At 75.2% G+C, this 23,536-nt stretch carries 21 protein-coding genes; 14 read left to right on the top strand and 7 right to left on the bottom strand.

Translation table 11 applies throughout. The features are described from left to right. Positions 1-8: 8 nt before the first annotated feature. The 4 genes from ACFYWL_RS23095 to ACFYWL_RS23080 all read right to left on the bottom strand — a co-directional run bounded on the left by ACFYWL_RS23095 (position 9) and on the right by ACFYWL_RS23080 (position 2,622). The gene (locus ACFYWL_RS23095; protein ID WP_386975994.1) at positions 9-776 is read right to left on the bottom strand and encodes a class I fructose-bisphosphate aldolase; all 768 of its coding nucleotides are present in this window, start codon (positions 774-776) and stop codon (positions 9-11) included. 665 nt (positions 777-1,441) lie between these two features. Continuing rightward, positions 1,442-2,065 (bottom strand): DUF2238 domain-containing protein, encoded by a 624-nt coding sequence (locus ACFYWL_RS23090; RefSeq protein ID WP_386975991.1) that lies wholly within the window; start codon positions 2,063-2,065, stop codon positions 1,442-1,444. 120 nt (positions 2,066-2,185) lie between these two features. Continuing rightward, positions 2,186-2,383 (bottom strand): DUF397 domain-containing protein, encoded by a 198-nt coding sequence (locus tag ACFYWL_RS23085; RefSeq protein WP_386975988.1) that lies wholly within the window; start codon positions 2,381-2,383, stop codon positions 2,186-2,188. Beyond that, the gene (locus ACFYWL_RS23080) at positions 2,380-2,622 is read right to left on the bottom strand and encodes a Scr1 family TA system antitoxin-like transcriptional regulator (protein ID WP_386976101.1); all 243 of its coding nucleotides are present in this window, start codon (positions 2,620-2,622) and stop codon (positions 2,380-2,382) included. Before ACFYWL_RS23080 ends, ACFYWL_RS23085 begins: the two co-directional genes overlap by 4 nt. 109 nt (positions 2,623-2,731) lie before the next feature. Here ACFYWL_RS23080 and ACFYWL_RS23075 point away from each other — a divergent pair, with 109 nt between their 5' ends. The 5 genes from ACFYWL_RS23075 to ACFYWL_RS23055 all read left to right on the top strand — a co-directional run bounded on the left by ACFYWL_RS23075 (position 2,732) and on the right by ACFYWL_RS23055 (position 7,705). Then, positions 2,732-4,003: a sensor histidine kinase gene (locus tag ACFYWL_RS23075; protein WP_386975985.1), complete on the top strand. Its 1,272-nt coding sequence runs from the start codon at positions 2,732-2,734 to the stop codon at positions 4,001-4,003. Then, entirely contained in the window at positions 3,991-4,647 is a 657-nt protein-coding gene (locus ACFYWL_RS23070; protein ID WP_386975982.1) for a response regulator, read from the top strand. The genes ACFYWL_RS23075 and ACFYWL_RS23070 overlap by 13 nt, the downstream gene beginning before the upstream one ends. A 461-nt stretch (positions 4,648-5,108) precedes the next feature. After that, positions 5,109-6,053 carry a hypothetical protein gene (locus ACFYWL_RS23065; protein WP_386975979.1) on the top strand — a complete coding sequence of 315 codons (945 nt, stop codon included), beginning with the start codon at positions 5,109-5,111 and terminating at the stop codon, positions 6,051-6,053. Then, positions 6,050-6,931: a hypothetical protein gene (locus ACFYWL_RS23060; RefSeq protein ID WP_386975976.1), complete on the top strand. Its 882-nt coding sequence runs from the start codon at positions 6,050-6,052 to the stop codon at positions 6,929-6,931. The genes ACFYWL_RS23065 and ACFYWL_RS23060 overlap by 4 nt, the downstream gene beginning before the upstream one ends. Positions 6,932-7,072: 141 nt before the next feature. Continuing rightward, positions 7,073-7,705: a hypothetical protein gene (locus tag ACFYWL_RS23055; RefSeq protein ID WP_386975973.1), complete on the top strand. Its 633-nt coding sequence runs from the start codon at positions 7,073-7,075 to the stop codon at positions 7,703-7,705. A 122-nt stretch (positions 7,706-7,827) separates the two neighbouring features. Here the strand turns inward: ACFYWL_RS23055 and ACFYWL_RS23050 are convergent, their stop codons facing one another. Further along, on the bottom strand, positions 7,828-9,474 hold the full coding sequence (locus tag ACFYWL_RS23050; protein WP_386975970.1) for an MDR family MFS transporter: 1,647 nt from the start codon (positions 9,472-9,474) through the stop codon (positions 7,828-7,830). Beyond that, entirely contained in the window at positions 9,471-10,031 is a 561-nt protein-coding gene (locus ACFYWL_RS23045) for a MarR family transcriptional regulator (protein WP_386975967.1), read from the bottom strand. The genes ACFYWL_RS23050 and ACFYWL_RS23045 overlap by 4 nt, the downstream gene beginning before the upstream one ends. A gap of 109 nt (positions 10,032-10,140) precedes the next feature. On the opposite strand from ACFYWL_RS23045, the gene ACFYWL_RS23040 reads away from it, so the two are divergent. The 5 genes from ACFYWL_RS23040 to ACFYWL_RS23020 all read left to right on the top strand — a co-directional run bounded on the left by ACFYWL_RS23040 (position 10,141) and on the right by ACFYWL_RS23020 (position 17,893). After that, a complete protein-coding gene (locus ACFYWL_RS23040; protein WP_386975964.1) occupies positions 10,141-10,746 on the top strand; it encodes a TetR/AcrR family transcriptional regulator in 606 nt (201 codons plus the stop codon). Between the two features lie 240 nt (positions 10,747-10,986). Next, complete coding sequence (locus tag ACFYWL_RS23035; protein WP_386975961.1) at positions 10,987-13,098, top strand: cellulose binding domain-containing protein; 2,112 nt, start codon at positions 10,987-10,989, stop codon at positions 13,096-13,098. A gap of 184 nt (positions 13,099-13,282) precedes the next feature. Next, the gene (locus ACFYWL_RS23030; RefSeq protein ID WP_386975958.1) at positions 13,283-15,184 is read left to right on the top strand and encodes an ABC transporter ATP-binding protein; all 1,902 of its coding nucleotides are present in this window, start codon (positions 13,283-13,285) and stop codon (positions 15,182-15,184) included. Then, on the top strand, positions 15,181-16,914 hold the full coding sequence (locus tag ACFYWL_RS23025; protein ID WP_386975955.1) for an ABC transporter ATP-binding protein: 1,734 nt from the start codon (positions 15,181-15,183) through the stop codon (positions 16,912-16,914). Before ACFYWL_RS23030 ends, ACFYWL_RS23025 begins: the two co-directional genes overlap by 4 nt. Before the next feature lie 181 nt (positions 16,915-17,095). Further along, complete coding sequence (locus ACFYWL_RS23020) at positions 17,096-17,893, top strand: hypothetical protein (RefSeq protein WP_386975952.1); 798 nt, start codon at positions 17,096-17,098, stop codon at positions 17,891-17,893. Between the two features lie 173 nt (positions 17,894-18,066). On the opposite strand, the gene ACFYWL_RS23015 is transcribed toward ACFYWL_RS23020, so the two are convergent. Next, positions 18,067-19,029, bottom strand: coding sequence for a DUF559 domain-containing protein (locus ACFYWL_RS23015; RefSeq protein WP_386975949.1), 963 nt, complete (start codon positions 19,027-19,029; stop codon positions 18,067-18,069). Positions 19,030-19,245: 216 nt separating this feature from the next. Between ACFYWL_RS23015 and ACFYWL_RS23010 the strand changes: the two genes are divergently transcribed. The 4 genes from ACFYWL_RS23010 to ACFYWL_RS22995 are packed head-to-tail and all read left to right on the top strand — an operon-like array spanning position 19,246 to position 23,531. Beyond that, positions 19,246-20,382 carry a LacI family DNA-binding transcriptional regulator gene (locus tag ACFYWL_RS23010; RefSeq protein ID WP_386975946.1) on the top strand — a complete coding sequence of 379 codons (1,137 nt, stop codon included), beginning with the start codon at positions 19,246-19,248 and terminating at the stop codon, positions 20,380-20,382. Positions 20,383-20,418: 36 nt separating this feature from the next. Next, on the top strand, positions 20,419-21,690 hold the full coding sequence (locus ACFYWL_RS23005; RefSeq protein ID WP_386975943.1) for a sugar ABC transporter substrate-binding protein: 1,272 nt from the start codon (positions 20,419-20,421) through the stop codon (positions 21,688-21,690). 1 nt (position 21,691) lies between these two features. Beyond that, on the top strand, positions 21,692-22,684 hold the full coding sequence (locus ACFYWL_RS23000) for a carbohydrate ABC transporter permease (protein ID WP_386975940.1): 993 nt from the start codon (positions 21,692-21,694) through the stop codon (positions 22,682-22,684). A 10-nt stretch (positions 22,685-22,694) separates the two neighbouring features. Then, positions 22,695-23,531, top strand: a complete 837-nt coding sequence (locus ACFYWL_RS22995; RefSeq protein WP_386975937.1) for a carbohydrate ABC transporter permease — start codon at positions 22,695-22,697, stop codon at positions 23,529-23,531. Positions 23,532-23,536 lie beyond the last annotated feature (5 nt).

Here is a 23,536-nt window from a genome sequence, read left to right as displayed (position 1 = left end):
CGTCGGGGTCAGCCGGGGTTGTTGGCGTGCACCAGCGCGTGCAGGTCCGCGAGGGCCGCCTCGGGCGCGGCGTGCTGCTGCACCTTGCGCCCGATGCAGACGCCCGCCGCGCCCGCCGACAGCGCGTCCTTCACGTCGAGCAGGACGTCCTCCCAGGAGTCGGACGGCTCGCCGCCGGCCATGACGACCGGGGCGAAGCAGCCGTCGACGACCGTGGCGAACGAGTCGGCGGAGCCGGTGTAGGGGACCTTGACGATGTCGCTGCCCAGCTCGGCCGCCGCGCGGGCGGCGTGGGCGATCTTCTCCGGGGCGGCGGCCGGGTCGACGCCGGCGACGTACACCATCGCCAGCAGCGGCATGCCCCACTGGGCGCACGCGCCGGCGAGCTGCGCGAGGTCGTGCAGCATGTCGGTCTCCTCGGGCACGCCGAAGGTGACCTGCGCCGACACGGCGTCGGCGCCCATCCGGACGGCCTCGACGACGTCGCCGGTGAGCTTCTTGACGTGCCCCCGGCCGGACAGGGCGGTGCCGGCGGAGAGGTGCATGACGACGCCCGTGGACCGGGCCGCCTCCGCGGGCACCCGCCGCAGCACCCCCCGGTGGCCGATGATGCCGTTGGGCGCGCCCGCCAGCAGCCGGACGAGCTGGGAGTCGATCGCGTCCAAGCCGGCGATCGGGCCCATCGTCACGGGCTGGTCGATCGGCATGAGCACGGTGCGCCCGCTGGTCGGACCCCACAGCCGCCGTAGCCGCCGCTCACGACCCGTTGACTCCATGTGTGCCTCCTTCAGGCGACGATGACCCGGACCCGGGCGACCGCGGACTCGCGTGGTTGGCCAGGACGTGCGCGAACGGGCTGCGGGCGCCGTCCGCCGGCCGTGGACGCGCGGTCGGGGCGGGGCGTGGGCATCGCCCGCCCAGGGCACGCCCGCTCGGCGGACGGCCACTCAGGGGGCCGGCACGGCCGGGTCAGGTGTCGGGGCCGGGATCACCGGCAAACGGCGTGGGCCGCGACTTCGCCATTCCCCCGTGTACGTCAGCATGGTGGGTAGCCAACCGCCCGTCGTATCCGATTCGAGTCGCCGCCACATCCGCAAAGCCCAGCAAGCATTGTGGGACATTTGCCGGCGTCAGTGTAGCGAGGATCAGGACGCGGTACACCCCTTAGTCTCGACCCCTAACATCGCCGCGCCCGCCGCGCCGCGACACAGCGGTCTACAGATCGACGCCGATCACGCGGATCCGCTCCCGGCCGATGGACCTGAACCCTCTCCCACCTGCCCAGACAGCGGCCGGAGCCGCGCGCCGCCGCCACCGGACAGCGCCACGGGGAGCACACCACCGGCCGGGGAGACGGCATTTGTCGGCATGACGCGCGTCAATGACAGCGGTAGTCTGAGCAACGCCGGTAAACCATTCGGCCGCACACCTGCGGCGGGGTTCAGCCGCGCCGTGCCGGCGGCGAAAGCTGCCGGTCGTGCAACCGGCTGAGCAGGGCCAGCGACGTGATAGCGCCGCACAGCGCCAGGAACATGTCCCACTGGGTGTCCCAGACGTCCCCCTGGGTGGCGAGGAAGTCGTCGGCGGCCGAGCCGCCGGCCACCGCCGCCCACCACTCGATCATCTCGAAGAAGGCGCTGAAGGCCAGGCAGGCGCAGACCACGAGCGGGGCGAGCCAGCGGCTGCCCCGCAGCGGCGAGCGGCGCACCAGGATCTCCCGCACCAGGATGGCCGGCACGAAGCCCTGCGCGAAGTGCCCGAGCCGGTCGTACGGGTTGCGGGACAGGTCGAACAGGTCGCGCGCCCAGTCGCCCAGCGGGGTGCGCGCGTACGTCCAGTGCCCGCCGGCGATGAGGATCAGCGCGTGGGCCGCGAGCAGGCAGCACAGCAGCGTGCTCAGCGGGAAGCGCCGCCAGGTGAGCAGCACCACCGGCACGCCGACGATCACCCACACCGTCTCCAGCAGCCAGGTGAGCCGGTCGTACGGCCGGATGCCGGACGCCACCAGCGCCACCAGGACGAGGGCCAGCAGTGCCGGGGGAAGGACCGCGCGCGCTCGGGACACCGACGACCGCCTGTTCGGTTGTGCCAGGCCGGCAGCCGCCGGTCGGTCGCCGACGATATCGCCCGCTGATCGGCCGCTCGGCGGCAGGGCGGGCGCGCGCCGGGGGTCAGCGACCGGGGGTCAGCGGCCGGGGGCGACGCCCGCCTTCAGGGCGGCCACGAAGCCGCCCCACGCCGCCGGGTCGAATGCCAGGGCCGGACCCGCGATGTCCTTGGAGTCGCGTACGCCGACCGCGCCGCCGCCGAGCCGCACCTCGACGCAGTTGGCATTGCTGGAGCTGCGGGACGACTTGAACCAGTCGCTACGAGGGGCGCTCACGTCATCTCCTTGGCGATGCGGCGGATCAGGTCGACCGACTCGGCCGAGCCTAACGCGAGTTCCCGGGTCTCGGCGAAGGTGACGATGTAGTCGGGCAGCCGGGGCGAGGGAAACGACAGGATCTCGAACGGCCCGCCGAACGCGGGATGCGCCCCGGCGCTGAACGGCAGCACCCGCACCTCGATCTGCTCGGGCCGCTCGGTGGCCAGCCGGACGAGGTGGTCGAGTTGGCGGCGCATCACCTGCGGGCGGATCCGGTACAGCAGGCACTACTTTCTGGCCCCGCCGGTGCCGGCGGCCCGCTGCGGTGCCCTACTGTCGCTGCTGTCCTGCGGGGAGGGGGCGACGATGGCGTCGGACGAGCACGACCCACCCGGCGCGGCTGCCGCCCGCCGGTGGACGCCGGCCGCCCGGGTCCGCGTCAGCCTCGACGCGGTGGAGCGCCTCGTCGGCGGGCTCGGCACCGCCGTCCTCGCCCTGTCCACCCTGGCCCTGCTGACGGTCACGGCGCTGACCTGCCTGGTCGGCGTCGGCCTGCCGGCGGTGCCGTACGCGCTGCGGGCGCTGCGCCTGGCCGCCGACCGGGAACGCGCCCGCCTGTCCCGCACCGGCCCGCACATCGCCGCCGGACTGCCGACGCCGGAGACCCTGCGGTCCGCCGTGGCCGACCCGACCGTACGCCGGGAGGCGCGCTGGCTGGTCACGCACGCCACCCTCGGGCTGTTCCTCGGCCTGCTCGGGCTGACGCTGCCGATCAACGTGCTGCGCGACGGCACGTTCCCGCTGTGGTGGCGGCTGCTCCCGGCGGGCGAGGCGACCTCGGCGCTGGGCTTCCCTGTCGTGACCGACACCGCCGGGGCGCTCGGGGTGGGCCTGTTCGGCCTCGGCTGGCTGGCCCTCGTCGGCTACGCCACGCCCGCCCTGGCCCGCCTCCAGGAGCTGCCCGGCCGCCGGCTGCTCCCGCCCGACCCGGACGCCGACCTGGTGCTGCGCGTCGCGGAACTGACCGCGACCCGGGCCGCCGCGCTCGACGCCCACGCCGCCGAGCTGCGGCGCATCGAGCGGGCCCTGCACGACGGCACGCAGAACCGCATCGTCGGCGTCACCGTGCTGCTCGGCGCGGCCCGCCGGGCGGTGGCCCGCGACCCGGCCGACGCCGACGCCCTCCTGGAGCGGGCGCAACGCGCCGCCGAGGACGCCCTCGCCGAGCTGCGCGCGGTCGTCCGCGGCATCCTGCCGCCCGTGCTCACCGACCGCAGCCTGCCCGACGCGCTGCTGTCGCTGGCCGCCACCTGCCCCGTCCCGGTGCGCGTCGACGCGGACGTGCACGGCCGGTGCGCCGCCTCCGTGGAGGCCACGGCATACTTCGTGGCCGCCGAGGCGCTGACCAACGTCGCCCGGCACAGCGGGGCGCGGCGGGCCACGGTGACCGTGCGCCGCGCCGGTGACCGGCTGCGCGTGACGATCGTCGACGACGGTCGCGGCGGCGCGGACGAGCGCGCCGGCTCGGGGCTGTCCGGCATCCGGCGGCGCGCCGAGGCACACGACGGAAAACTGACCCTGACCAGCCCACCGGGCGGTCCGACCACTGTGGAGGTGGACCTGCCGTGCGGATCGTGATCGCCGAGGACGACGCGCTGCTGCGCGAGGGGCTGGCGCTGCTGCTGCGCGCCGAGTCGCTGGACGTCGTCGCCACCGCCGACAACCCGACCACGTTCCTGGCCGCCGTCGACGCGCACGCCCCGGACGTGGCGATCGTCGACGTGCGGATGCCGCCGACCCACACCGACGAGGGGATCGTCGCCGCCGTCGAGGCCCGCCGCCGCCGGCCCGGCCTCGCCGTCCTGGTGCTCTCGGCGTACGTCGAGCAGGCGTTCGCCACCGACCTGCTCGCCCGCGGCGGGGCCGGGCTCGGCTACCTGCTCAAGGAGCGGGTGGGCCGGGTGGAGGAGTTCCTGGTCGCCCTGCGCCGGGTGGCCGGCGGCGGCACGGCCATCGACCCGGACGTGATCGCGCAGTTGCTGGTCCGCAGCCGGCCCGACACCCGGCTGGACCGGCTCAGCCCCCGCGAACGCGACGTGCTGGCGCTGATGGCCGAGGGGCTGGGCAACGCGGCCATCGCGGAGCGGCTCTTCGTCACCGACGGGGCCGTGCACAAGCACATCCGCAGCATCTTCGCCAAGCTCGACCTCCCACCCACCGACCGCACGGACCGCCGCGTAGCCGCCGTCCTCCACTACCTCAACACCCCCACCCCCACCTGACCCACCCACCCCACCCCTCCGCCCGCCCCCGCCCCCACCTCCCCGCCCCCTCCCGCCCCGGTGATCAAGAGGTTTGCGTCAACTTTGATCTTCGGCGTGACGCAAACCTCTTGATCACGGGGATCCGCCCGCGCCGCCGGGCGGGCGGTGGGGCGGCGTGGGGTGGGTGGGTGGGTGGGTGGGTGAGTGGGTGAGTGGGTGAGTGGGGCGGGGGGTCGGGTGGTGTTGGCCACTACGATGAGTGCTCGTCGGTATCGCGCTTCGGGGGGATTCGCGTGTCAACTTCCGGATCCGGAGGAAGACGGGGCCGTCGCAGGCCACGGGCACCACAGCCGACGGACACGCCGACGGCGACGCCGCCGGGCCCCAGGGAGCCCGCCCCGGCCAGCCCTGCCCAGCCGCAGCCGGCACCGGCACCGGCACCCGACCCGGCCAGCCCTGCGCAGCCACCACAGACACCGGTGCCCAGGGCGGGGCGGGCGGCCCCCGAGAGCGTCCGGTCGCTGCCCGGGGCGGCTGCGGAGCGCGCCACGGAGCAGACCGGGGGGCCGCCGGCCCAGTTCTCCCGGCGCGCCGTGCTGTGGGCGGCCGGCGGCGGCCTGGCGAGCGCGGTCGTCGGCGCGGTCGTCGCCGAGGTGGCCAGCAGGCTCACCTCCCCCGACCAGGCGGTGCGCGACGACCGGGCGGTCGAGGCGGCGAAGCAGTCGGCCGCGCAGCAGAAGCCGCCCCTGTCCGTCAACGCCTACTACTACGACCGCTCCGACGACTCCGGGGTCTGTCTGTTCCCGGGGCCGCTGACCGCCGAGCAGCGGCACCGCCTGCTCGACCTGCCGAGGACCCCGACCACCGTGACCGACCTGGCCGCCACGGGCGACGGCGTCAACACCGTGTGGCCGGGCGACCCGCGGCACCCGTACCGGCTGTTCACCCGGGTCCGGCTGTCGGTGGTCGGCCAGTGGACCGGCCCGGTGTTCGTGACCCAGATCCGGGCCCGGGTGCTGCGGCGTTCCGCGCCGCTGTCCGCCGCGTACGTGTTCGTGGGGAGCCAGGGCGGCGGGGAGCCGCTGAAGATCGGCTTCGACCTGGACGAGCCGGACAGCATCGCGCGCGTCATCACGGAGGAGCTCGAACTCGGTGCGGCGTACGTGGACGGGCACTCGCTGACGCTGTCGCCGGGCGAGCCGCTCACCGTGGACGTGCAGGCGCAGACGGACCGGTCGTACTGCGAGTGGGTCATCGAGCTGGACGTCGACCTCGGCGGCGAACGGCGGGTGCTCACCGTCGACGACGACGGCCGGCCGTTCCGCAGCAGCAGCCTCGCCCGCCGCTACCAGGAGCGGTACCACGCGAAGATCACGGGCGGCTGGGGGGCCGACGGCCCCGGGCCCTTCGAGGCCCGGGCGTGAGCGCCGGTCGGCGGCTGTTCCGGGTCGTCGCGATCGGGGTGCTGCCGGCGGTGCTGGCCTTCGCCGCGGTCTCCGCGCTGCGGTCGGGAGACGGTGGCGACCGGGCCGGTCCGGGCCGCACCACGGCCACCGGCGGCGTTCCGCCGGGCCGGGCGGACGGGAGCGGGCAGCCGGCCGGCTCGGCAGGCTCGGGCGGGGCGGTCGAGCTGGCCGCCACGCTCTCCGGCACCGCCTACAGCACGGAGCTGACGTTCGAGGTGCCGCAGGCGCGGGCGCGGGTCGGTCCGCCGGAGTGGGTGCGCGACTGCGGCCAGTTCGCGGCGTGGGCGCGGGACAACGGCGGCGTACCGGTCGGCGCCGAGCCCGTGCACACGCTGACGCTGCGGGCCCGGCGCAGCGTGGACGTGCAGGTCAACGCCGTCCGGGCGGTGCAGGTCGCGCGGGTGAACCGCGCCGGGGAGCAGGGGCCGTGGGTCGAGCTGGCCTGCCGCGACGCCACCGCCTCCCCCACCGCGTCCCCGCCCGGCCGCCGGCGCGGCGGCGAGCTGCCGCACCCCCTCGCCGCCGGGCAGACGCTGGAGATACCGGTCGAGCTCGACGGGCTCGACGAGTCGGGCAGCCCCGCCGCCCCGTTCCCGGGCGGCGTGTCGGACTACCGGCTGCGGGTCGAGCTGGAGGTCGACGGGACGCCGCGGACCTTCGACCTGCGCGACGGGGACCGCGACTTCCGGTGCTGCGGGCGCATCACCTACATGGGATACCAGGCCGCCCGGTACGAGTGGACCCTCTCCCCCGCCCGCGCGCTGCGGTACTGCGCCGAGCTGCGGTACGCCGGCAAGCCGCCGCCGCGCACGTGCGGGCCCCGCGAGCCGGCCTGAGCGGGTCGGCCGGCCGGGCGCACGCCGGCCGGTCGGGGCGGGCACGCCGGACGGGCGGGGCAGGCGGCGGCCGGGCGGGTAGCCGCCGATCGAACGAGGCACGCGGCGGCCGGCTTCGACCCGGGTCCCTATGATCCGGTGATGGCGCTGCTGCACCGGGCGGAGATCCGCCCCACGAAGCTCGAACTGTTGTCGGCCTGGCTGCCCCGCCGTCCGTGGTTCCTGGGGGACGCCGACGCCGCGGTCGAGCGCGTCGCGGCGTACCGCTTCGACGACCCCGCCGGGGAGGTGGGGATCGAGACGCTGCTGGTGCGGGCCGGCGACGGGCCGGTGCACCAGGTGCCGCTGACCTACCGGGGCGCGCCGCTGGGCGGGGCCGACGCGTGGCTCGTCGGCACCTGCGAGCACTCCGTGCTGGGGCCGCGCTGGGTGTACGACGCCTGCGGCGACCCCGTCTACGCGGCGGCCCTGGCCGGGGCGGTCCTCACGGGCACAGGCCAGGCGCAGGAGTACTTCGAGGTGGACGGCCGGCGCGAGGAGCGTACGCCGAGCATGGGGATCGCGGTCGACGGCGCGGGCCTGGCCGGGGTGCCGGGGATCGGCGCGCTCGACGGGGTCGACGACGGCGATCCGGCCCGCATCCTCGCCGCCGCCGTCGAGCTGGCCGTCCTGCGGCGGCTCGGCGACGATCCGGGCCTGCCCGGGGCCCGGCTGACGGGCACGTGGGAGGGGCAGCCGACGCCGCTGCCGCTGGCGTACGTGTCGCCGCGCTGACGCCGGGCGGCCCGCCGCGCTGACGCCGGGGCGGACGGCGGGAGGCGACCGGCCCAGAGGGCGGGCGCGGGGCCACCGTCGCAGCCGCGCAGCGACGGTGGCCCCGGAACCGGGCCGGGTGGTCAGGCCCGGCCGGCGGGCGGGCGGCTCCCGCGGCCGGCGTCGACGGCCACCTGGTCGAGGGCGGGCGCGCCGTCGACGGCGTCGGCGGCCACGGCGGCCGACCTGGCCGCGTCGGGCAGGTCGAGGCTGGTGCGCAGGGTGACCGGCTTGAGCAGCAGCGCCGCGACGACGCCGACGACGGCGATGGCCGCGGAGATCAGGAAGATGTGCCCGGTGGCGTCGCCGTACGCGGCCCGGACGATCACGCGCACGGGCTCGGGCAGGACGTCGAGGTTGAGGCTGCCGCCGCCGGAGCTGCCCGAGACGGGGATGCCCGCGGCGGCGAGGTCGTGGGTGATCCGGTCGCTGACCCGGCGGGCGAGGACCGCGCCGAGCACGGAGACGCCGATGGTGCCGCCGAGGGAGCGGAAGAACGCGACGCTGGAGCTGGCCGCGCCGATGTCTCGCAGCGACACGGTGTTCTGCACCGCGAGCACGAGGTTCTGCATGGTCATGCCGACGCCGGTGCCGACGACGAACATGGCCACGCCGACCAGGACGAGCGACGTCTCGTGGTCGATGGTGCCGAGCAGGGCGAAGCCGGCGACGAGGAGGATCGCGCCGACGACGATGTAGGGCTTGATCCGCCCGGTCCTGGTGATCATCCGGCCGGCGACGATCGACGAGCCGAGGACGCCGGCCATCATCGGGATGGTGAGCAGGCCGGCCTCGGTGGGGCTGTAGCCGCGCCCGATCTGGAAGTACTGGCCGAGGAAGACCGCGCCGCCGAACATGGCCATGCCGACGGCGAGGCTGCCGAGGATGGCCAGGGCGGTGGTGCGTTCGCGGACGATGCCGAGCGGGACGACCGGCTCGGCGGCCCGGGACTCGACCCAGGTGGCCAGGGCCAGCAGGAGCACCGCGCCGCCGACCATCGCGGCGGTCTGCCAGGACAGCCAGGCGAACGAGTCGTCGACGAACGAGATCCAGATCAGCAGCACGCTGACGCCGGCGGCGATCAGGCCCGCGCCCAGGTAGTCGATCTTGACGTTGTCGCGGCGGATGGTGGGCAGCCGCAGGGTGAGCTGGAGCAGGACGAGCGCGATCAGGGCGACGGGCACCCCGACGAAGAAGCACCAGCGCCAGCCGAGCCAGGACGTGTCGACGATGAGGCCGCCGAGCAGGGGGCCGCCGACCGTCGCGACGGCCATGACGCCGCCGAGGTAGCCGTTGTAGCGGCCCCGCTCGCGCGGCGGGATCATCGCCGCGATGGCGACCTGGACGAGGGCCTGGAGGCCGCCGACGCCGATGCCCTGGAAGGCGCGGGCGGCGATGAGCTGGCCGGCGGTCTGGGAGAAGCCGGCGACCACGGAGCCGGCGAGGAAGACGACGATGGCGACCTGCACCAGCGTCTTCTTGTTGAACAGGTCGGCCAGCTTGCCCCAGATCGGGGTGGTGGCCGTCGCCGTGAGCAGGGTGGCGGTGACCACCCAGGTGTACTGGGTCTGCGAGCCGTCCAGCGCCCCGATGATCTTCGGCAGCGCCGTCGAGACGACGGTGCTGCTGAGCATGGCGACGAAGAGCACCAGCAGCAGGCCGCTGAGCGCTTCGAGGGTCTGCCGATGGGTCATCGGCGCGGCTTCGGCCGTCGTGGTGGGTGCGCTCATCGCGCGGCCTCCAGGTTGTCGTCGTCTGCGGGGACGGCCCCGAGGTTGTCGTCGTCGGCGGGGGCGGGGACGGCCCCGAATTTGTCGTCGTCGGCGGGGGCGGGCCCGAGGTGGGGCTTGCCGCCGAGGGCGGCCCCGAGGTCGCGGGTGAACCGGCCCAGCGCCGAGCACAGCGCCGCCACCTCGCCGGGTGTCCAGTCGGCGAGCGCCCGGTCGAGCAGTTGGCCGTACCAGCCGTAGGCGTCCGCGAGGGCCGCCCGGCCGGCGGGGGTGACGGCCAGGCAGCTGGCCCGCCGGTCGGTGGGATCGGCCCGCCGTTCGACCAGGCCGTGTGCGACGAGCGAGGCGACGGCGCGGCTGACGGTGGACGGGTCGAGCCCGGTGTGTTCGGCCAGCTCCCGGGCGTGGGCCCCGGCGGCGAGCTGCTCGATCTGGGTGAGCATGCCGACCAGCCCGAGCGGCACGGACGGCCGGTCGTCGGCGCGCCGCTGCTTGATCAGCCGCACGCTCTTGAGCAGGTCGTACAGCCGCGCGCCCAGCTCCCGGGTGGTCTCCACGCCGCCCTCCCCACAGTGATGGTTGCTGCAAGCAACTATCCGCCAATCTTTCCCGGCGGGCAAGTTTGCGCGTTGAGAAGTAAATCACCGGCCGCGTATCGTGACGCTCATGGACGAGGCCACCGGGCTGCGCGAGCGCAAGAAGGCGGCCACCCGGCTCGCCCTGCACGAGGCAGCCCTGCGCCTCGCCGCCACCGAGGGGCCCGACCGGGTGACCGTCGAGGCCATCGCCGACGCCGCCAACGTCTCCCGCCGCACGTTCTCCAACTACTTCTCCAGCAAGGAGGAGGCGTTCTTCCACGGCGACGCCGTGCGGCTGCGCCGGATGCGGGAGCTGATCCGCGACCAGGCCCCCGACGCGCGGCCGTGGACGGTGCTGAGCCGGGCGGCCGAGCGCCTCACCGCCGAGGTGTACGGCGACGCCGACCCGGCCTGGCTGGCGCACCGCCGGCAACTGCGGGCGCACCCGAGCCTGCTCGCCCACCACCTCGCCGCGTACACGACGGTCGAGCGGGAGGTGGCCGCGGAGCTCGCGTCCCGGCTCACCGGCCCGGACGCCGCGCTGCGGTCCCGGGTCCTGGCCGCGACCTTCCTCGCGGCGCTGCGGGTCGCCATCCAGCACTGGATCGACCACCCGGACGGCCCGCTGCTCGACACGATCCGCACCGCGCTCGCCGAGGCGGAGCCCGCCGGGCCGCCGACCCACCACGACTGACGGCGGCGCCGACGGCGGCCCGCCGCGCCGGTCGGCGCCGCCTTGAGCATCCGGCCACGGGCATGAGATTCTTGTGTGTCGATGACCAGCCGCGCGCGGGGCTGACCGTCGTCCAATGGGCAACCGGTGGCCGGCGCGGCCTCCCGGGGGACGGCGACATCTGCGACCAACGCCAGATCAGTCCGTCCAGAGCCGACCGCCGACGCGGCGGCGCTCTGCCCGTGGTCAAGAAGGAACAGCATGAACAACCCGAGCACGTACGGGTATCCACGCCACACCCCGCCGCCGCGCCTTCGCCGACGCCGGTGGACCGCCCTCGCGGCGGGCGCGCTGCTCGCCGCCGGGGCCCTCGCCGCGATCACTCCCCCGGCCGCCGGCGCGGCTGCCGACCCGGTCGTCGTCACCGTCAACGCCAAGGCGGGGCTGGCCGGCGTACCGAACACCGCGCTCGGCGTCAACCAGGCCATCTGGGACGCCAACCTGGGCACGGACGAGACGTCGGACCTGCTGCGCGCCGCCGGCGTCCAGATGCTGCGCTACCCGGGCGGCTCGTACGCCGACATCTACCACTGGAAGACCCACACCGCGCCCGGCGGGTACGTGGCCCCGAACACCGACTTCGACACCTTCATGGCCGGCGCGAGGCGGGTCGGCGCCCAGCCGATGATCATCGCGAACTACGGCACCGGCACCCCCGCCGAGGCCGCCGACTGGGTGCGCTACGCCAACGTCACCAAGAAGTACGGCGCGAAGTACTGGACCATCGGCAACGAGAACTACGGCAACGGCCTCTACGGCTCGGCCTGGGAGGCCGACGACCACCCGGACAAGAGCGCGACCTACTACGCGAACCTCGTCGTCGAGTACGCCGACGCGATGAAGGCCGTCGACCCGACCATCAAGGTCGGCGCGGTGCTGACCATGCCGGGCAACTGGCCCGACGGGATCACCGCCGGCAGCGACCCCGGCCCGTGGAACCAGGCGGTGCTGTCCATCGCCGGGCCGAAGGTCGACTTCGTGGACGTGCACTGGTACCCGGGCGGCAGCGCCGCCGAGTCCCTGGCCCGCACCGCCCACATCGACGAGGCGGCCCACCTGCTGCGCCAGCAGATCGCCCGGTACGCGGGGCCGAACGCCGCCCGCATCGGCATCAGCTTCACCGAGCTGAACGTCGACACCGGCCGCACCACCCAGCCCGGCGCGCTGTTCCTCGCCGACGCGTACAGCGAGCTGCTGGAGAACGGCGTGTTCACCGTCCAGTGGTGGAACGTGCACAACGGCATCGACAAGGTGTCGCAGGTGGCCGGCCACACCGACTACGGCGACTTCGGGCTGCTCTCCAGCGGCACCTGCACCTCCGACGGCACCGTCTGCGAGCCGCCGCTGAACACCCCGTTCGCCCCGTACCACGGGCTGTCCATGATGAACCTGCTCGCCGGGGCCGGCGGCCAGTTCGTCCGGGCCGCCACCGACGAGGCGCTGGTCACCGCGCACGCCGTGCGCCGGCCCAACGGTGACCTCGCCGTCATGCTGGTCAACAAGGACCCGGACAACGCCCGCCCGGTCACCATCGACTACGCCGGGTTCGCCCCGTCGGCCGCCGCGCCGACCGTGCACACCCTCACCAACGGCGCGACCGCCATCGCCACCAGCCAGTCCGGCAGCGCGACCAGCCGCACCCTGCCGCCGTACTCGCTGACGACGCTGGTGCTGCGCCCGGACGCGGTCGTCACCGGCGCGCCGGGCGCGCCCGCCCAGCCCACCGTCGCCGACGTCACCGACCGGGGCGCGACGGTCTCCTGGCCCGCGCTGCCCCCGGCGGCCGGCGGGCCCCTCAAGTACGAGGTGTACCGGCAGAACGGCGCCGTCAGCGAGCAGCTCGGCGAGACCACCGCCACCTCGCTCGCGGTCGGCAACCTCGTGCCGGGCACCCGGTACACCCTCAACGTGCTGGCGCGCGACGGCGCGGGCCGGCTGTCCTGGTCGTCGCCGCCGGTGACCTTCACCACCGCCGGCCCGGCGGAGAGCACGTGCGGCGTGCGCCTGCGCGACACCAACGACTGGGGCAACGGATACGTCGGCAGCCTCGACATCGTCAACAACGGCACGCACGCGATCGACGGCTGGACGCTCACGTTCACCTGGCCGACCACCTGGCAGCGGGTGGACAGCGGCTGGAGCGCCACCTGGGCGCAGAGCGGCCGGACCGTGACGGTCACCAACACCGCCGACAACGCGAAGATCGCCGGCGGCGGGGGCAGCACGAGCGCCGGCTTCGTCGGCGCGTACAGCGGCCCGAACGTCTGGCCCACCGCGTTCACCCTCAACGGCGCCCCGTGCGCCGTGCTGTGACGCGCCCGCCGACCCGCCCCGTCGGGGTCGGCTGACCTGGCCGTCGCCGCCGGCGGAGCCCTCCGGGCCCCGCCGGCGGCACCCGGGCCGGAGGCGACGAGGCGCTCGCCGACATGATCGAGGTCATCCGGCAGGGGCCCGAAACAGGGCGGTAGTCGGGCAGAGCGGTCGTTAGCCTGGGTCGGTGCCTCCCCGGATCCCCCACCCCGAGCCCGGCGTCCCCGACACGTCGGGGCCGCTGCGCTACATCTGGTGGCTGATCCGCTGCCAGCCGTGGCGGGTGCTGCGCGGCAGCCTGTTCGGGACGGTGTGGATGGTCGGGCTGTCGGTCCGCCCCTACCTGATCGCCCGCGCCATCGACGACGGCCTGCGCACCGGTGACGGGCGGGCGCTGCTGTGGTGGGTCGCCGCGATCGTGGCGGCCGGCTTCGCGCTGGCCTGGCTGGGCATCATGCGGCACCGCACGATGACGTTCATCCGGGAGGACGCCAGCGCCCGCTCCGCCGAGGTGCTGCTGCGCGCGCTCTCGCGCGTCGGCGCGGTGCTCCCCCGCCGGCTGGCCGCGGGCGACGTCGCCACCGTCGGCGGGTACGACATCGTGCGCACCTCGCACGTGCTGACGCTCAGCGGCCCCGGGGTGGGCGCCGTCATCGCGTACGGGGTCGTCGCCGTGCTGCTCTGGTCGGTGGATCCGCCGCTCGCGGCGCTGGTGCTGCTGGGCGTGCCGGCGATCGCGGTGTCCGTCGGGCCGCTGCTGCGCCGCCTCGAGCGCGCCGAGTCGGCCTACCGGCAGCAGCAGGGCGAGCTGACCACCCGGGCCGACGACATCGTCGCCGGCCTGCGGGTGCTGGCCGGGGTCGGCGGTCGCCACCTCTTCGCCCGCCGGTACGCGGCCCGCTCCCGGGCCCTGCGGGGCGAGGGCTACCGGGTGGGCGCGGTGGCGAGCTGGATCGACGCGCTGACGCTCACCATGCCGGGGCTCTTCCTCGCGGCCGTGGTGTGGCTCGCCGCGCGCACGGCGGCGAACGGCGACATCACCGTCGGGCAGCTCGTCGCCGTCTACGGCTACACGGCGGTCCTCGTCGTGCCCGTCTGGTTCCTGCTGGAGGGCGGCTACATGCTCATCCAGGGGCGGGTCGCGGCCCGCCGCATCGTCGGCCTGCTGCGGTTGACCCCCGACCGGGCGGGCGGGCCGGTGACCGCGACCGCGCCGCGGCAGCCGGCCGAGCTGTGCGACCCGGCCACCGGGCTGGTGGTGCCGCCGGGCCGGCTGGTGGGCGTCGCCGCCGACGACCCGGCCGAGGCCGTCGCCCTGGCCGACCGGCTCGGCCGGTACGTCGCCAGCGACGTCACCTGGGGCGGCGTGCCGCTGGCCGGGGTCGACCTCGACGAGGTGCGCGCCCGGATCCTGGTCGCCGACCACGACGGCTACCTCTTCGCGGGCACCCTACGGGAGATCCTGCGCGGCCGGGCGGCAGCCGGCGACGCGCGCCCCGCCACGGACGGCGACGACGCGGCCGGCACCGGGCCGGCCGGCGACGAGACGGCCGGCGACGAGACGGCCGGCGACGCCGACGTCCGGGCCGCGTTGCACGCCGCGTCGGCGCAGGACGTGGCCGACGCGCTGCCCGACGGCCTCGACACCCCGATCGGGGCCCGGGCCCGGACGCTCTCCGGCGGCCAGCGGCAGCGGGTGCGCCTCGCCCGCGCCCTGCTGGCCGAGCCGGAGGTGCTGATCCTCGTCGACCCGACGTCCGCCGTGGACGCCCACACCGAGGCGCGCATCGCGCAGCGCCTGCGCGAGGCGCGGGCCGGGCGCACCACGATCGTGCTGGCCACGTCCCCGCTGCTGCTGGGGCACGCCGACACGGTCGCGCACCTGAGCGCCGGCCGGATCGTCGCCACCGGCGCCCACGCCGACCTGCTCGCCCGCGACCCGGGCTACCGCGCGCTGGTGTCCCGCACCGAGGGCACCACCGACGGCGAGCCCGCCAAGTCCGCCGAGGACAGGACCGCCGAGGACAGGGCCGCCGAGGACAGGGCCGCCGGCGACGAGGCCGTCGAGGCCGGGCGGGCGGGGCGGTGACGAAGCTTCCGGTGGCGGGCCGGGCCGCCGTACGCCGGGCCGCCCTCGACCTGATCGCGCGGGACCGGCGGGCCGTGGCGGTCGTGCTGGCGCTGCACGTCGCCGCCACGGTCGCCGGGCTCGGCGCGCCGTGGCTGCTCGGCCGGATCGTCGACGAGGTCTCCGCCGGCGCGGGCGTCGCCGCCGTGGACCGGCTGGCGCTCGCCATCGCCGCCTGCGTGCTGGCCCAGGGCCTGCTCTCCCGCTACGCGCAGTACGCCGGGCACCGGTTCGGCGAGCGGGCCGTCGCCCGGCTGCGGGAGGAGTTCGTCACCCGGATGCTCGCCCTGCCCGTGTCCGTGGTCGAGCGCGCCGGCACCGGCGACCTGGCCACCCGCAGCTCGGTCGACGTGACGACGGTCGGCACCACCGTGCGCGAGGTCGTGCCGACGGTCGTCATCGCCGGCACGCACCTGCTGCTGCTGTTCGCGGCGGTGTTCCTGCTGGACCCGCTGCTCGGGCTCGTCGCGCTGGCCGGGCTGCCGTCGATCTGGGCGGTGACCCGCTGGTACCTGCGCCGGGCCGGGCCCGCCTACCTCGCCGAGGGGGCGGCGACGGCCGAGCTGACCGAGGCGCTGACCACCACGGCGGAGGGCGCGCGCACGATCGAGGCGCTGCGGCTGGGGGCCGACCGCGTCGCGTACGGCACCGGTCGCGTCGCCGGGGTGTGGGCGGCGCGGCGGGCCACGCTCACGCTGCGGTCGGTGTTCTTCCCCGGTGTGGAGGGCAGCTACGCGCTGCCGATCGCCGCCGTGCTCGGTGTCGGCGGGGTGTTCCTGTCGCGCGGCATGGTCAGCCTCGGCGAGGTGGTCGCCGCCGCGCTCTACCTCCAGCAGGCGATCGACCCGCTGGACCGGCTGTTGCAGTGGGTCGAGCAGGCGCAGCGCGGCATCGCCTCGCTCGCCCGGGTCCTCGGCGTGGGGCTGGTGCCGCCGGAGCCGCGCGGGCGCGCCGACGCGCCGCACGGGCGGCGGCTCGTCGTGCGGGGCGCGCGGTTCTCGTACGCCGAGGGGCACGAGGTGCTGCGCGGCATCGACCTGGCGGTCGAGCCCGGGGAACGCCTCGCCGTGGTCGGCCCCTCGGGTGCCGGGAAGTCCACCCTGGCCCGGCTGCTCGCCGGGATCGACGCCCCGCAGGAGGGGGTGGTGAGCCTCGGCGGCGTCGCGGTCACCGACCTCGACCCGGCCGAGCGGCGTCGCCGGATCGCGCTCGTCACGCAGGAGCACCACGTCTTCATCGGCTCGCTGCGTGACAACCTCGCGTTCGCCGCCCCGGACGCCACCGACGAGCGAATGCGCGCCGCCCTGGACACGGTCGGCGCGGACTGGCACGCCGGCCTGCCCCACGGCCTCGACACGCAGCTCGGGGACGGCGCCCGGGGTCTCGGCGCGGCGGAGGCCCAGCAGTTGGCGCTGGCCCGGCTGGTGCTGGCCGACCCCGACACGCTGATCCTCGACGAGGCGACGGCAGCGCTGGACCCGACGACCGCCCGGCGCACCGAACGGGCGCTGGCGGCGGTACTCGCCGGGCGGACCGTCATCGCCATCGCGCACCGGCTCAACACCGCGCACGACGCCGACCGGGTGGCGGTGCTGGAGGACGGCCGGATCACCGAGATCGGCGGCCACGACGAGCTGGTCGCCGCCGACGGCGTGTACGCGTCCCTGTGGCGCTCCTGGCACGGCTCGTAAAGCCGCGCTTCGTGAAACCTGAGGGCGGCGTGGCGCGTCACACCCGCGCGGGACACCGTTCGGCGGCACCGTCCGGGGCACCCGGCGCTCCCGCCGGGGCGGGTATCGTCCAGCCACCATCGTCCACGAAGGAGCCCATGTGCGTCTGACTCATCCAGCGAGAACGCTGAGCCGTCTGCTGGTGTTCGTTGTGGGGGCCACCGCGCTGGTCGCGGCGCCGGCCTCGGCGGCCCCGGCGCAGAGCTGGGGCCGGCCGCAGCTTCCGCCGGCCTCCGGCTGGACCCCGGTCCCCGGCGACGCCGGGGCGAAGTCGGGGCCCGCCGCCACCGTCTACGGCGGCGACCTGCACCTGTTCGCCCGGGGCGCGGGCGGCGCCGTCCGGTTCGACCGCTACAACCTGGGCACCGGCACCTGGTCGGGCTGGGCCACGGTGCCCGGCACCGCCGGGGCGAAGTCCGCGCCCGCCGCCACCATCTACGGCGGCGACCTGCACCTCTTCGCGCAGGGCGCAGCCAACACCATCCGCACCAACCGCTACAACGCCTCCACCAACACCTGGGCCGGCTGGACCACCGTCCCCGGCACCGCCGGAGCCACATCCGCACCCGCCACCACCATCTACGGCGGCGACCTGCACCTCTTCACCCAGGGCACCGGCGGCACCGTGCGGACCAACCGCTACAACCTCACCACGGGCGACTGGACCGGCTGGGCCACCATCCCCGGCACCGCCGGAGCCAGATCCGCACCCGCCACCACCATCTACGGCGGCGACCTGCACCTGTTCGCGCAGGGCGCGGCCAACACCGTGCGCACCAACCGCTACAACCTCGCCACCGACGCCTGGTCCGGCTGGACCACCGTGCCCGGCCCCGCCGGGGCGAAGTCGACGCCGGCGGCGGTCGTCTACGGCGGCGAGCTGCGGCTCTTCGTCCGCGGCGCGCAGCACCGGATCCACCAGGCGCGGTTCGGGCTGTAGCCCGTCCGGCGCGTTCACCGGGCCGGGGAGGACTGATCGTTCCTCCCCGGCCCGCTGCGCGTCTCGGGGGCACCCGTTCGGTGGCCGGCTGCGGTGCAATCGCGTCGGCGTGTCGTATAGCGGAGACAGCCAACGATCGGCCGGCCGGGTTCGCGGCGGCGGCCACCGATCGGTCAGGGGCGCGGCGGAGCCGCGCGGGCGGCGAGGATGGCCAGGGTTTCGCGGCGTACCTCGTCGGGCTCGTGCACGAGGCGACGGTGGGCGAAACGGACCACCAGGATGCCCAGGGTGGCCAGCAGGGCGTCCCGGCGCAGGTCGATCTCCCGCTGTCGCGGGTCGCCGTGCGTCGTCGCGCCGTCGAGTTCGATGTTGACGCGTTCTCGCTCGGCCAGCAGGTCCAGGTACATGGTGCGCTGCCCGACCCTGACCCGCACCTGCCGGCGGAAGGATGGCATTCCGGGGCCGGTGAAGACGTGCTCGTGCCCCCAGATCTCCAGCGGGCTGCGGCAGCCCTCGCCGAGTCGGGTCAGTAGGGTGCGCAGGGCCGGCCGGTCGGGAAGCCTGGGCGCGCCGGCCAAGGCGCGCCACAGCCGTTCGGCGGTGGTGAGCCGGTCGTTGACGGCGCGGATCACCGGTGCCCGGCGCTCGGCGTGCGGCAGCAGGGGCCACGAGTCCACCAGGGTCTGGTCGAGGCGGGTCACCGGCAGGCCGCCGCGCCTTACCACCTGCGGCGGCCCGACGACGAAACCTTGGCGGCGGTGTACGCGGACACCGGGTCGGGTGCGGATGGCCGGGTGCACCGGTGCGCTCAGGTGCAGGACGTCGCCGGCCCCCTGCCGGTGCAGGCCCCACACGTGCAACGCGCTGAGATGGCTGAGCGCGGCCCGCCCGCCGGCCCAGGCGCAGACCGCCCGGTGGCCGAGGGCGGGGTGCAGGCGACCGAGGGCGGGCAGGGTGCCCCGATCCGCCTCCTCGCTCAGCAGGCCGGCCGCGACGAACACCTCGGGCAGCACCCGCACCAGGTGACCGGCCGCGCACGCGTGCTGAAGGGTCCACGGGGGCACCACCTGTGTCGCCATCGCCCGGGTGACCAGCCCGCCGCCGCGCCGCACCAGGTCCCGCAGCACCTCGTCCATGCCGGGACCGTGCCGGCCGGCGCGGCGGGTCGCAACCGGCCACCGGCCGGGTCTGTGGACAGTCGGCGGGCTGTGGACAGCACCCGGCGCGGCGGGGCGTCTGCTATGGAGCCGGGGCGACGCCCGGGTTGTGGAGTCATCGGAGTTTGCCTATGGTGCTCGGTAACCGGTTACTGAAACCGGTTACCGAGGGCGCACGACGGAGCGAGGGAGCCCATGGGCAGCGATCGGCTGACGGTCCGGGAGATCGCCCGGCTGGCCGGGGTGTCGGTCGCCACCGTCTCCCGGGTGTCCAACGGCGTCGGTCAGGTGTCGGAGGAGACCCGGCGGCGGGTGCAGCGGGCCATCGAGGAGCACGGCTACCGCCCCGACCACCTCGGCCGGGCCCTCGCCGCCGGCCGGCACGGCGCGGTCGGCCTGGTGTTCCCGGGGCTGTCCGGCCCGTACTTCTCGGAGCTGATCCAGGGCTTCGAGGCGGAGGCGGTGCACACCCGCACCAGCGTCCACATCCTCTGCACCCACCTGCGGGACGACTCCGACGCCGAGGTCGTGGAGATGGCCCGCCGGGTGGACGGGCTCGCCGTCTTCGGCGGCACCGTCTCCCCCGACACGCTGCGGGAGCTGGCGGCACTCGTGCCCGTCGTGGTCCTCGCCGGCGAGGGGCCGCCCGGCGTGCCCTCCGTACGCGCGGAGAACGTCGCGGCGGCGACGGCGCTGACGCGGCACCTGCTGGCCGACCACGGGCTGCGCGGGCTGGTGTTCGTGGGCGACCCCCGCAACTCGCCGGACGTGACCGGCCGTTGGGAGGGTTTCCGCGACGCGCACCGACAGCTCGGCCTGCCGCTGCCCCGCGCGCCGCTGCGGGTCGGCCTCGAACAGCACGACGGGGTGTTCGCCGCCGACCAGTTGCTCAGCCGGGCGGCCCCGCCCCGGGGCGTGGTCTGCGCCAACGACGAGACCGCGCTCGGGATGCTCGTCGGCGCGGCGGCCCGGGGCGTGCGGGTGCCCGCCGACCTGGTCGTCACCGGTTTCGACGACATTCCGATGGCGGCGCTCGTCAGCCCGGCCCTCACCACCGTCCGGCAGCCGGTGCGCGAGCTGGCCGGGCGGACCGCGCGGTTGCTGCTGCGCGCCGCGGCCGGCGAGGACGGAGCGTCCGATGGCGCTCTGGTGCTCCCGACCGACCTCGTCGTCCGGCGCAGCTGCGGCTGCGCCGCGAACACCGGGGCCGGCCCCGCCGCCGAGCACCGCCCCGCCACCGAGCACACCACCATTACCGAGCACACCACCACCGAGCACGACCCCACGGCGGCCGGACACCGTCCGGCGGCGGGTTCCCGCACCGCGCGGTGACCCGGCCGTGGCGACCCATCCCCCTCAGGAGGCGCTATGAGGCACTGGAGACACGCGACAGCGGTCGTGGCCGCGCTCGCGCTGGGCGTGACCGGCTGCGGCCGGGACGACGGCGGGCCGGGGTCCGGCGGGCCGGCAGCCGGCGGGGCGGTCGCGGAGGGCAGGGCCACCGGCGAGATCACGGTCTGGGCGATGGGCGCCGAGGGGGAGAAGCTGCGGGCCCTGGCCGACGACTTCACCCGGGAGAACCCGGCGGCCAAGGTCACCGTCACCGCGTTCCCGTTCGACGCCGCCCACGACAAGCTCGCCACCGCGATCGCGGGCCGGCAGACGCCGGACGTGAGCATGATGGGCTCCACCTGGATGGGCGAGTTCGCCAAGACCGGGGCCCTGGACCCGACGCCCGCCGGGCTGTTCGACCGCGCCGCGTTCTTCCCGGGCGCGTGGGACACGACGGTGGTCGACGGCACCGCCTACGGCGTCCCCTGGTACGTCGAGACCCGGCTGATCTACCACCGCACGGACCTCGCCGCGACGGCCGGGGTCGGCAAGCCCGCCAACTGGCAGGAACTGACCGCGTTCGCCAAGGGGCTCAAGGAGGCCGGCGGGGCGAAGTGGGGCATCTCGCTGCAACCGGGCGGCACCGGCGCGTGGCAGTCGTTCCTGCCGTTCGCCTGGCAGGCGGGGGCGGACGTCCTGGCCGACGGGAAGTTCACCCTGGACACCCCGCAGATGCGGGCGGCGCTGGAATACTACGCGTCGTTCTTCCGGCAGGGGCTCGCCCCGAGCCAGGTCGCGCCGGGCGCGCAGGAGAGCGGCTTCGTCTCCGGCGACATCGGGGCGTTCGTCTCCGGCCCCTGGCACATGAGCATCCTGCGCGAGCAGGGCGGCGCGGCGCTGGAGGGCAAGTGGGACGTCGCGCCGATGCCCCGCGAGCAGGCCGGCACCTCGTTCATCGGCGGTGCGGACCTGGTGGTCTACCGGGACACCGACAACCGCGACACGGCCTGGAAGTTCGTCCGGTACCTCACCTCGCCGGCCGCCCAGCAGAAGCTCTACGACCTGGTCGGCAGCCTGCCGGCGGTGACGGCGACCTGGCAGTCGGGCAAGCTCGCCGACGACCCGCTGCTCAAGGCGTTCGGCGCGCAGCTCGCCGACGCCAAGTCGCCGCCGGCGATGGCCACCTGGGAGCAGGTCGCCGACGTCATCGACGACGGCATCGAGCGGGTGGTGCGGGGCGTGACCGACCCGGCCACCGCCGCCCGGGAGATGCAGGCCAAGGCGTCGGCCATCGGCACCGGGAGCTGAGGTGGCGTCCGCCCTCGCGCGGCGGGCCGCGCCTGCCGTCGGCGCGCGGCCCGGCCGGCGCGGCACCAGGTGGCCCGGCCGGCACGGCAACACCGGCCGGCGGCCGGGCCGGCGCGGCGTCACCCGCCGCCAGCGGATCGCCGGGTGGGGCCTGGCGCTGCCGTTCCTGCTGATCTTCGCCGTGTTCATGGCGGGCCCCGTGCTGGCCTCGGCCGCCATGAGCTTCACCGACCTGCGCAGCGCCGACCTGCGCGACCCGCTCGCGGTCGACCCGGTGGGCGTGGACAACTACGTGCGGCTGTTCGGCGACGAGACGCTGCGGCGGGCCGCCGCCAACACGGCGTGGTTCGTGCTGCTCGGCGTGCCGCTGACGATGGTGCTGGGGCTGGCCGCGGCCGTCGCCCTCGACGCGGGGATCAGCAGGTTCCGCACGTTCTTCCGGGTGGGCTACTACCTGCCGGTGGTGACCAGCATTGTCGCCGTCGCCGTGGTCTGGCGGTTCCTGCTCGAACCCGACAGCGGGCTCGTCAACACCCTGCTCGCCCACCTCGGCGTCGACGGCCCGGCGTGGCTGTCCGACACCCGCACGGCGCTGCCGTCGCTGGTGGTGATGGCGGCCTGGCGGAACATGGGCTTCCTGATGGTGGTCTTCCTCGCCGGCCTGCAGGCGATCCCCGGCGAGCTGCACGAGGCGGCGGCCATCGACGGCTGCGGGGCCTGGGCGCGGTTCCGGCACGTCACCCTGCCCCTGCTGCGCCCCACCCTGCTCTTCGGCGGGGTGGTGACCGGCATCGGCTACCTGCAGTTCTTCGAGGAGCCGTTCGTGATGACGGGCGGCGGGCCGCTGGACAGCACCCTGTCGGTGGCCTTCTACATCTACCAGCAGTTCGGCTTCGGCAACTACAGCTACGCGGCGGCGATCGCGTACGTGCTGTTCGTCGCCGTCGTCGGGCTCACCGCCGCGCAGTTCCGGCTGATGCGGTCGAAGACGTGAGGAGGTCGCCATGACGACGACCGCGAAGAGACGGGAACGGGGCCAGCCCTGGGTGTACGTGGTGCTGGCCGGCGGCCTCGTGGTGCTGGTCGGCCCGTTCGTGTGGATGCTGCTCGGCTCGGTCAAGCCGGACGCGGAGATCCGGCGGACGCCGCCGACCTGGCTGCCGGAGGCGCCGACGCTCGACAACTACCGGCACCTGTTCACCGAGCTGGACTTCCCGGCGTTCTTCCTCAACAGCGTCCTGGTGGCCGGCGCCGTCACCGTGGGCAACCTCGTGTTCTGCTCGATGCTCGGCTACGCCCTGGCGAAGCTGGAGTTCCCCGGCCGGCGCGTGGTGTTCGCGCTGGTGCTCGGCATGCTGATGGTGCCGGGGATGGTCACCTTCGTGCCGCTGTTCATCCTCGTGAGCCGGCTCGGGCTGGTGGACAGCTACGCCGGGCTGATCCTGCCGTGGCTGGCCAGCCCGTTCGGGGTGTTCCTGATGCGCCAGTTCATCACCGGGCTGCCCGACGACCTGATCCAGGCGGCCCGGGTCGACGGCGCGGGCGAGCTGCGGATCTTCGCCCGGGTCGTGCTGCCGCTGTGCGGGCCGGCCCTGGCCACCCTCGGCATCCTGACGTTCCTGTCGTCGTGGAACAACTTCCTCTGGCCGCTCGTCGTCGCGCAGTCGGAGGACCGATACACCCTGCCGGTGGCGCTGGCCCTGTACGCCATCGGCGAGAACAACACCCGCTACGGGCTGCTGATGGCGGGCTCGGTGGCCGTCATCGTGCCGGTCCTACTGGTGTTCGTCGCGCTGCAACGGCACTTCGTCCAGGGCATCGCCACGACCGGCCTGAAGTGAGCCAC

Origin of the sequence: Micromonospora sp. NPDC002575, assembly GCF_042889525.1 — a bacterium.
Lineage (GTDB): Bacteria > Actinomycetota > Actinomycetes > Mycobacteriales > Micromonosporaceae > Micromonospora > Micromonospora carbonacea.
This window is presented reverse-complemented; position numbering and strand designations above follow the sequence as displayed.

Coding starts and splice junctions, on each gene's coding strand:
- ACFYWL_RS23095 (WP_386975994.1), bottom strand. CDS start 776: ATGGAGTCAACGGGTCGTGAGCGGCGGCTACGGCGGCTGTGGGGTCCG.
- ACFYWL_RS23080 (WP_386976101.1), bottom strand. CDS start 2,622: ATGCGCCGCCAACTCGACCACCTCGTCCGGCTGGCCACCGAGCGGCCC.
- ACFYWL_RS23075 (WP_386975985.1), top strand. CDS start 2,732: ATGGCGTCGGACGAGCACGACCCACCCGGCGCGGCTGCCGCCCGCCGG.
- ACFYWL_RS23055 (WP_386975973.1), top strand. CDS start 7,073: ATGGCGCTGCTGCACCGGGCGGAGATCCGCCCCACGAAGCTCGAACTG.
- ACFYWL_RS23050 (WP_386975970.1), bottom strand. CDS start 9,474: ATGAGCGCACCCACCACGACGGCCGAAGCCGCGCCGATGACCCATCGG.
- ACFYWL_RS23040 (WP_386975964.1), top strand. CDS start 10,141: ATGGACGAGGCCACCGGGCTGCGCGAGCGCAAGAAGGCGGCCACCCGG.
- ACFYWL_RS23035 (WP_386975961.1), top strand. CDS start 10,987: ATGAACAACCCGAGCACGTACGGGTATCCACGCCACACCCCGCCGCCG.
- ACFYWL_RS23015 (WP_386975949.1), bottom strand. CDS start 19,029: ATGGACGAGGTGCTGCGGGACCTGGTGCGGCGCGGCGGCGGGCTGGTC.
- ACFYWL_RS23010 (WP_386975946.1), top strand. CDS start 19,246: ATGGGCAGCGATCGGCTGACGGTCCGGGAGATCGCCCGGCTGGCCGGG.
- ACFYWL_RS23005 (WP_386975943.1), top strand. CDS start 20,419: ATGAGGCACTGGAGACACGCGACAGCGGTCGTGGCCGCGCTCGCGCTG.
- ACFYWL_RS22995 (WP_386975937.1), top strand. CDS start 22,695: ATGACGACGACCGCGAAGAGACGGGAACGGGGCCAGCCCTGGGTGTAC.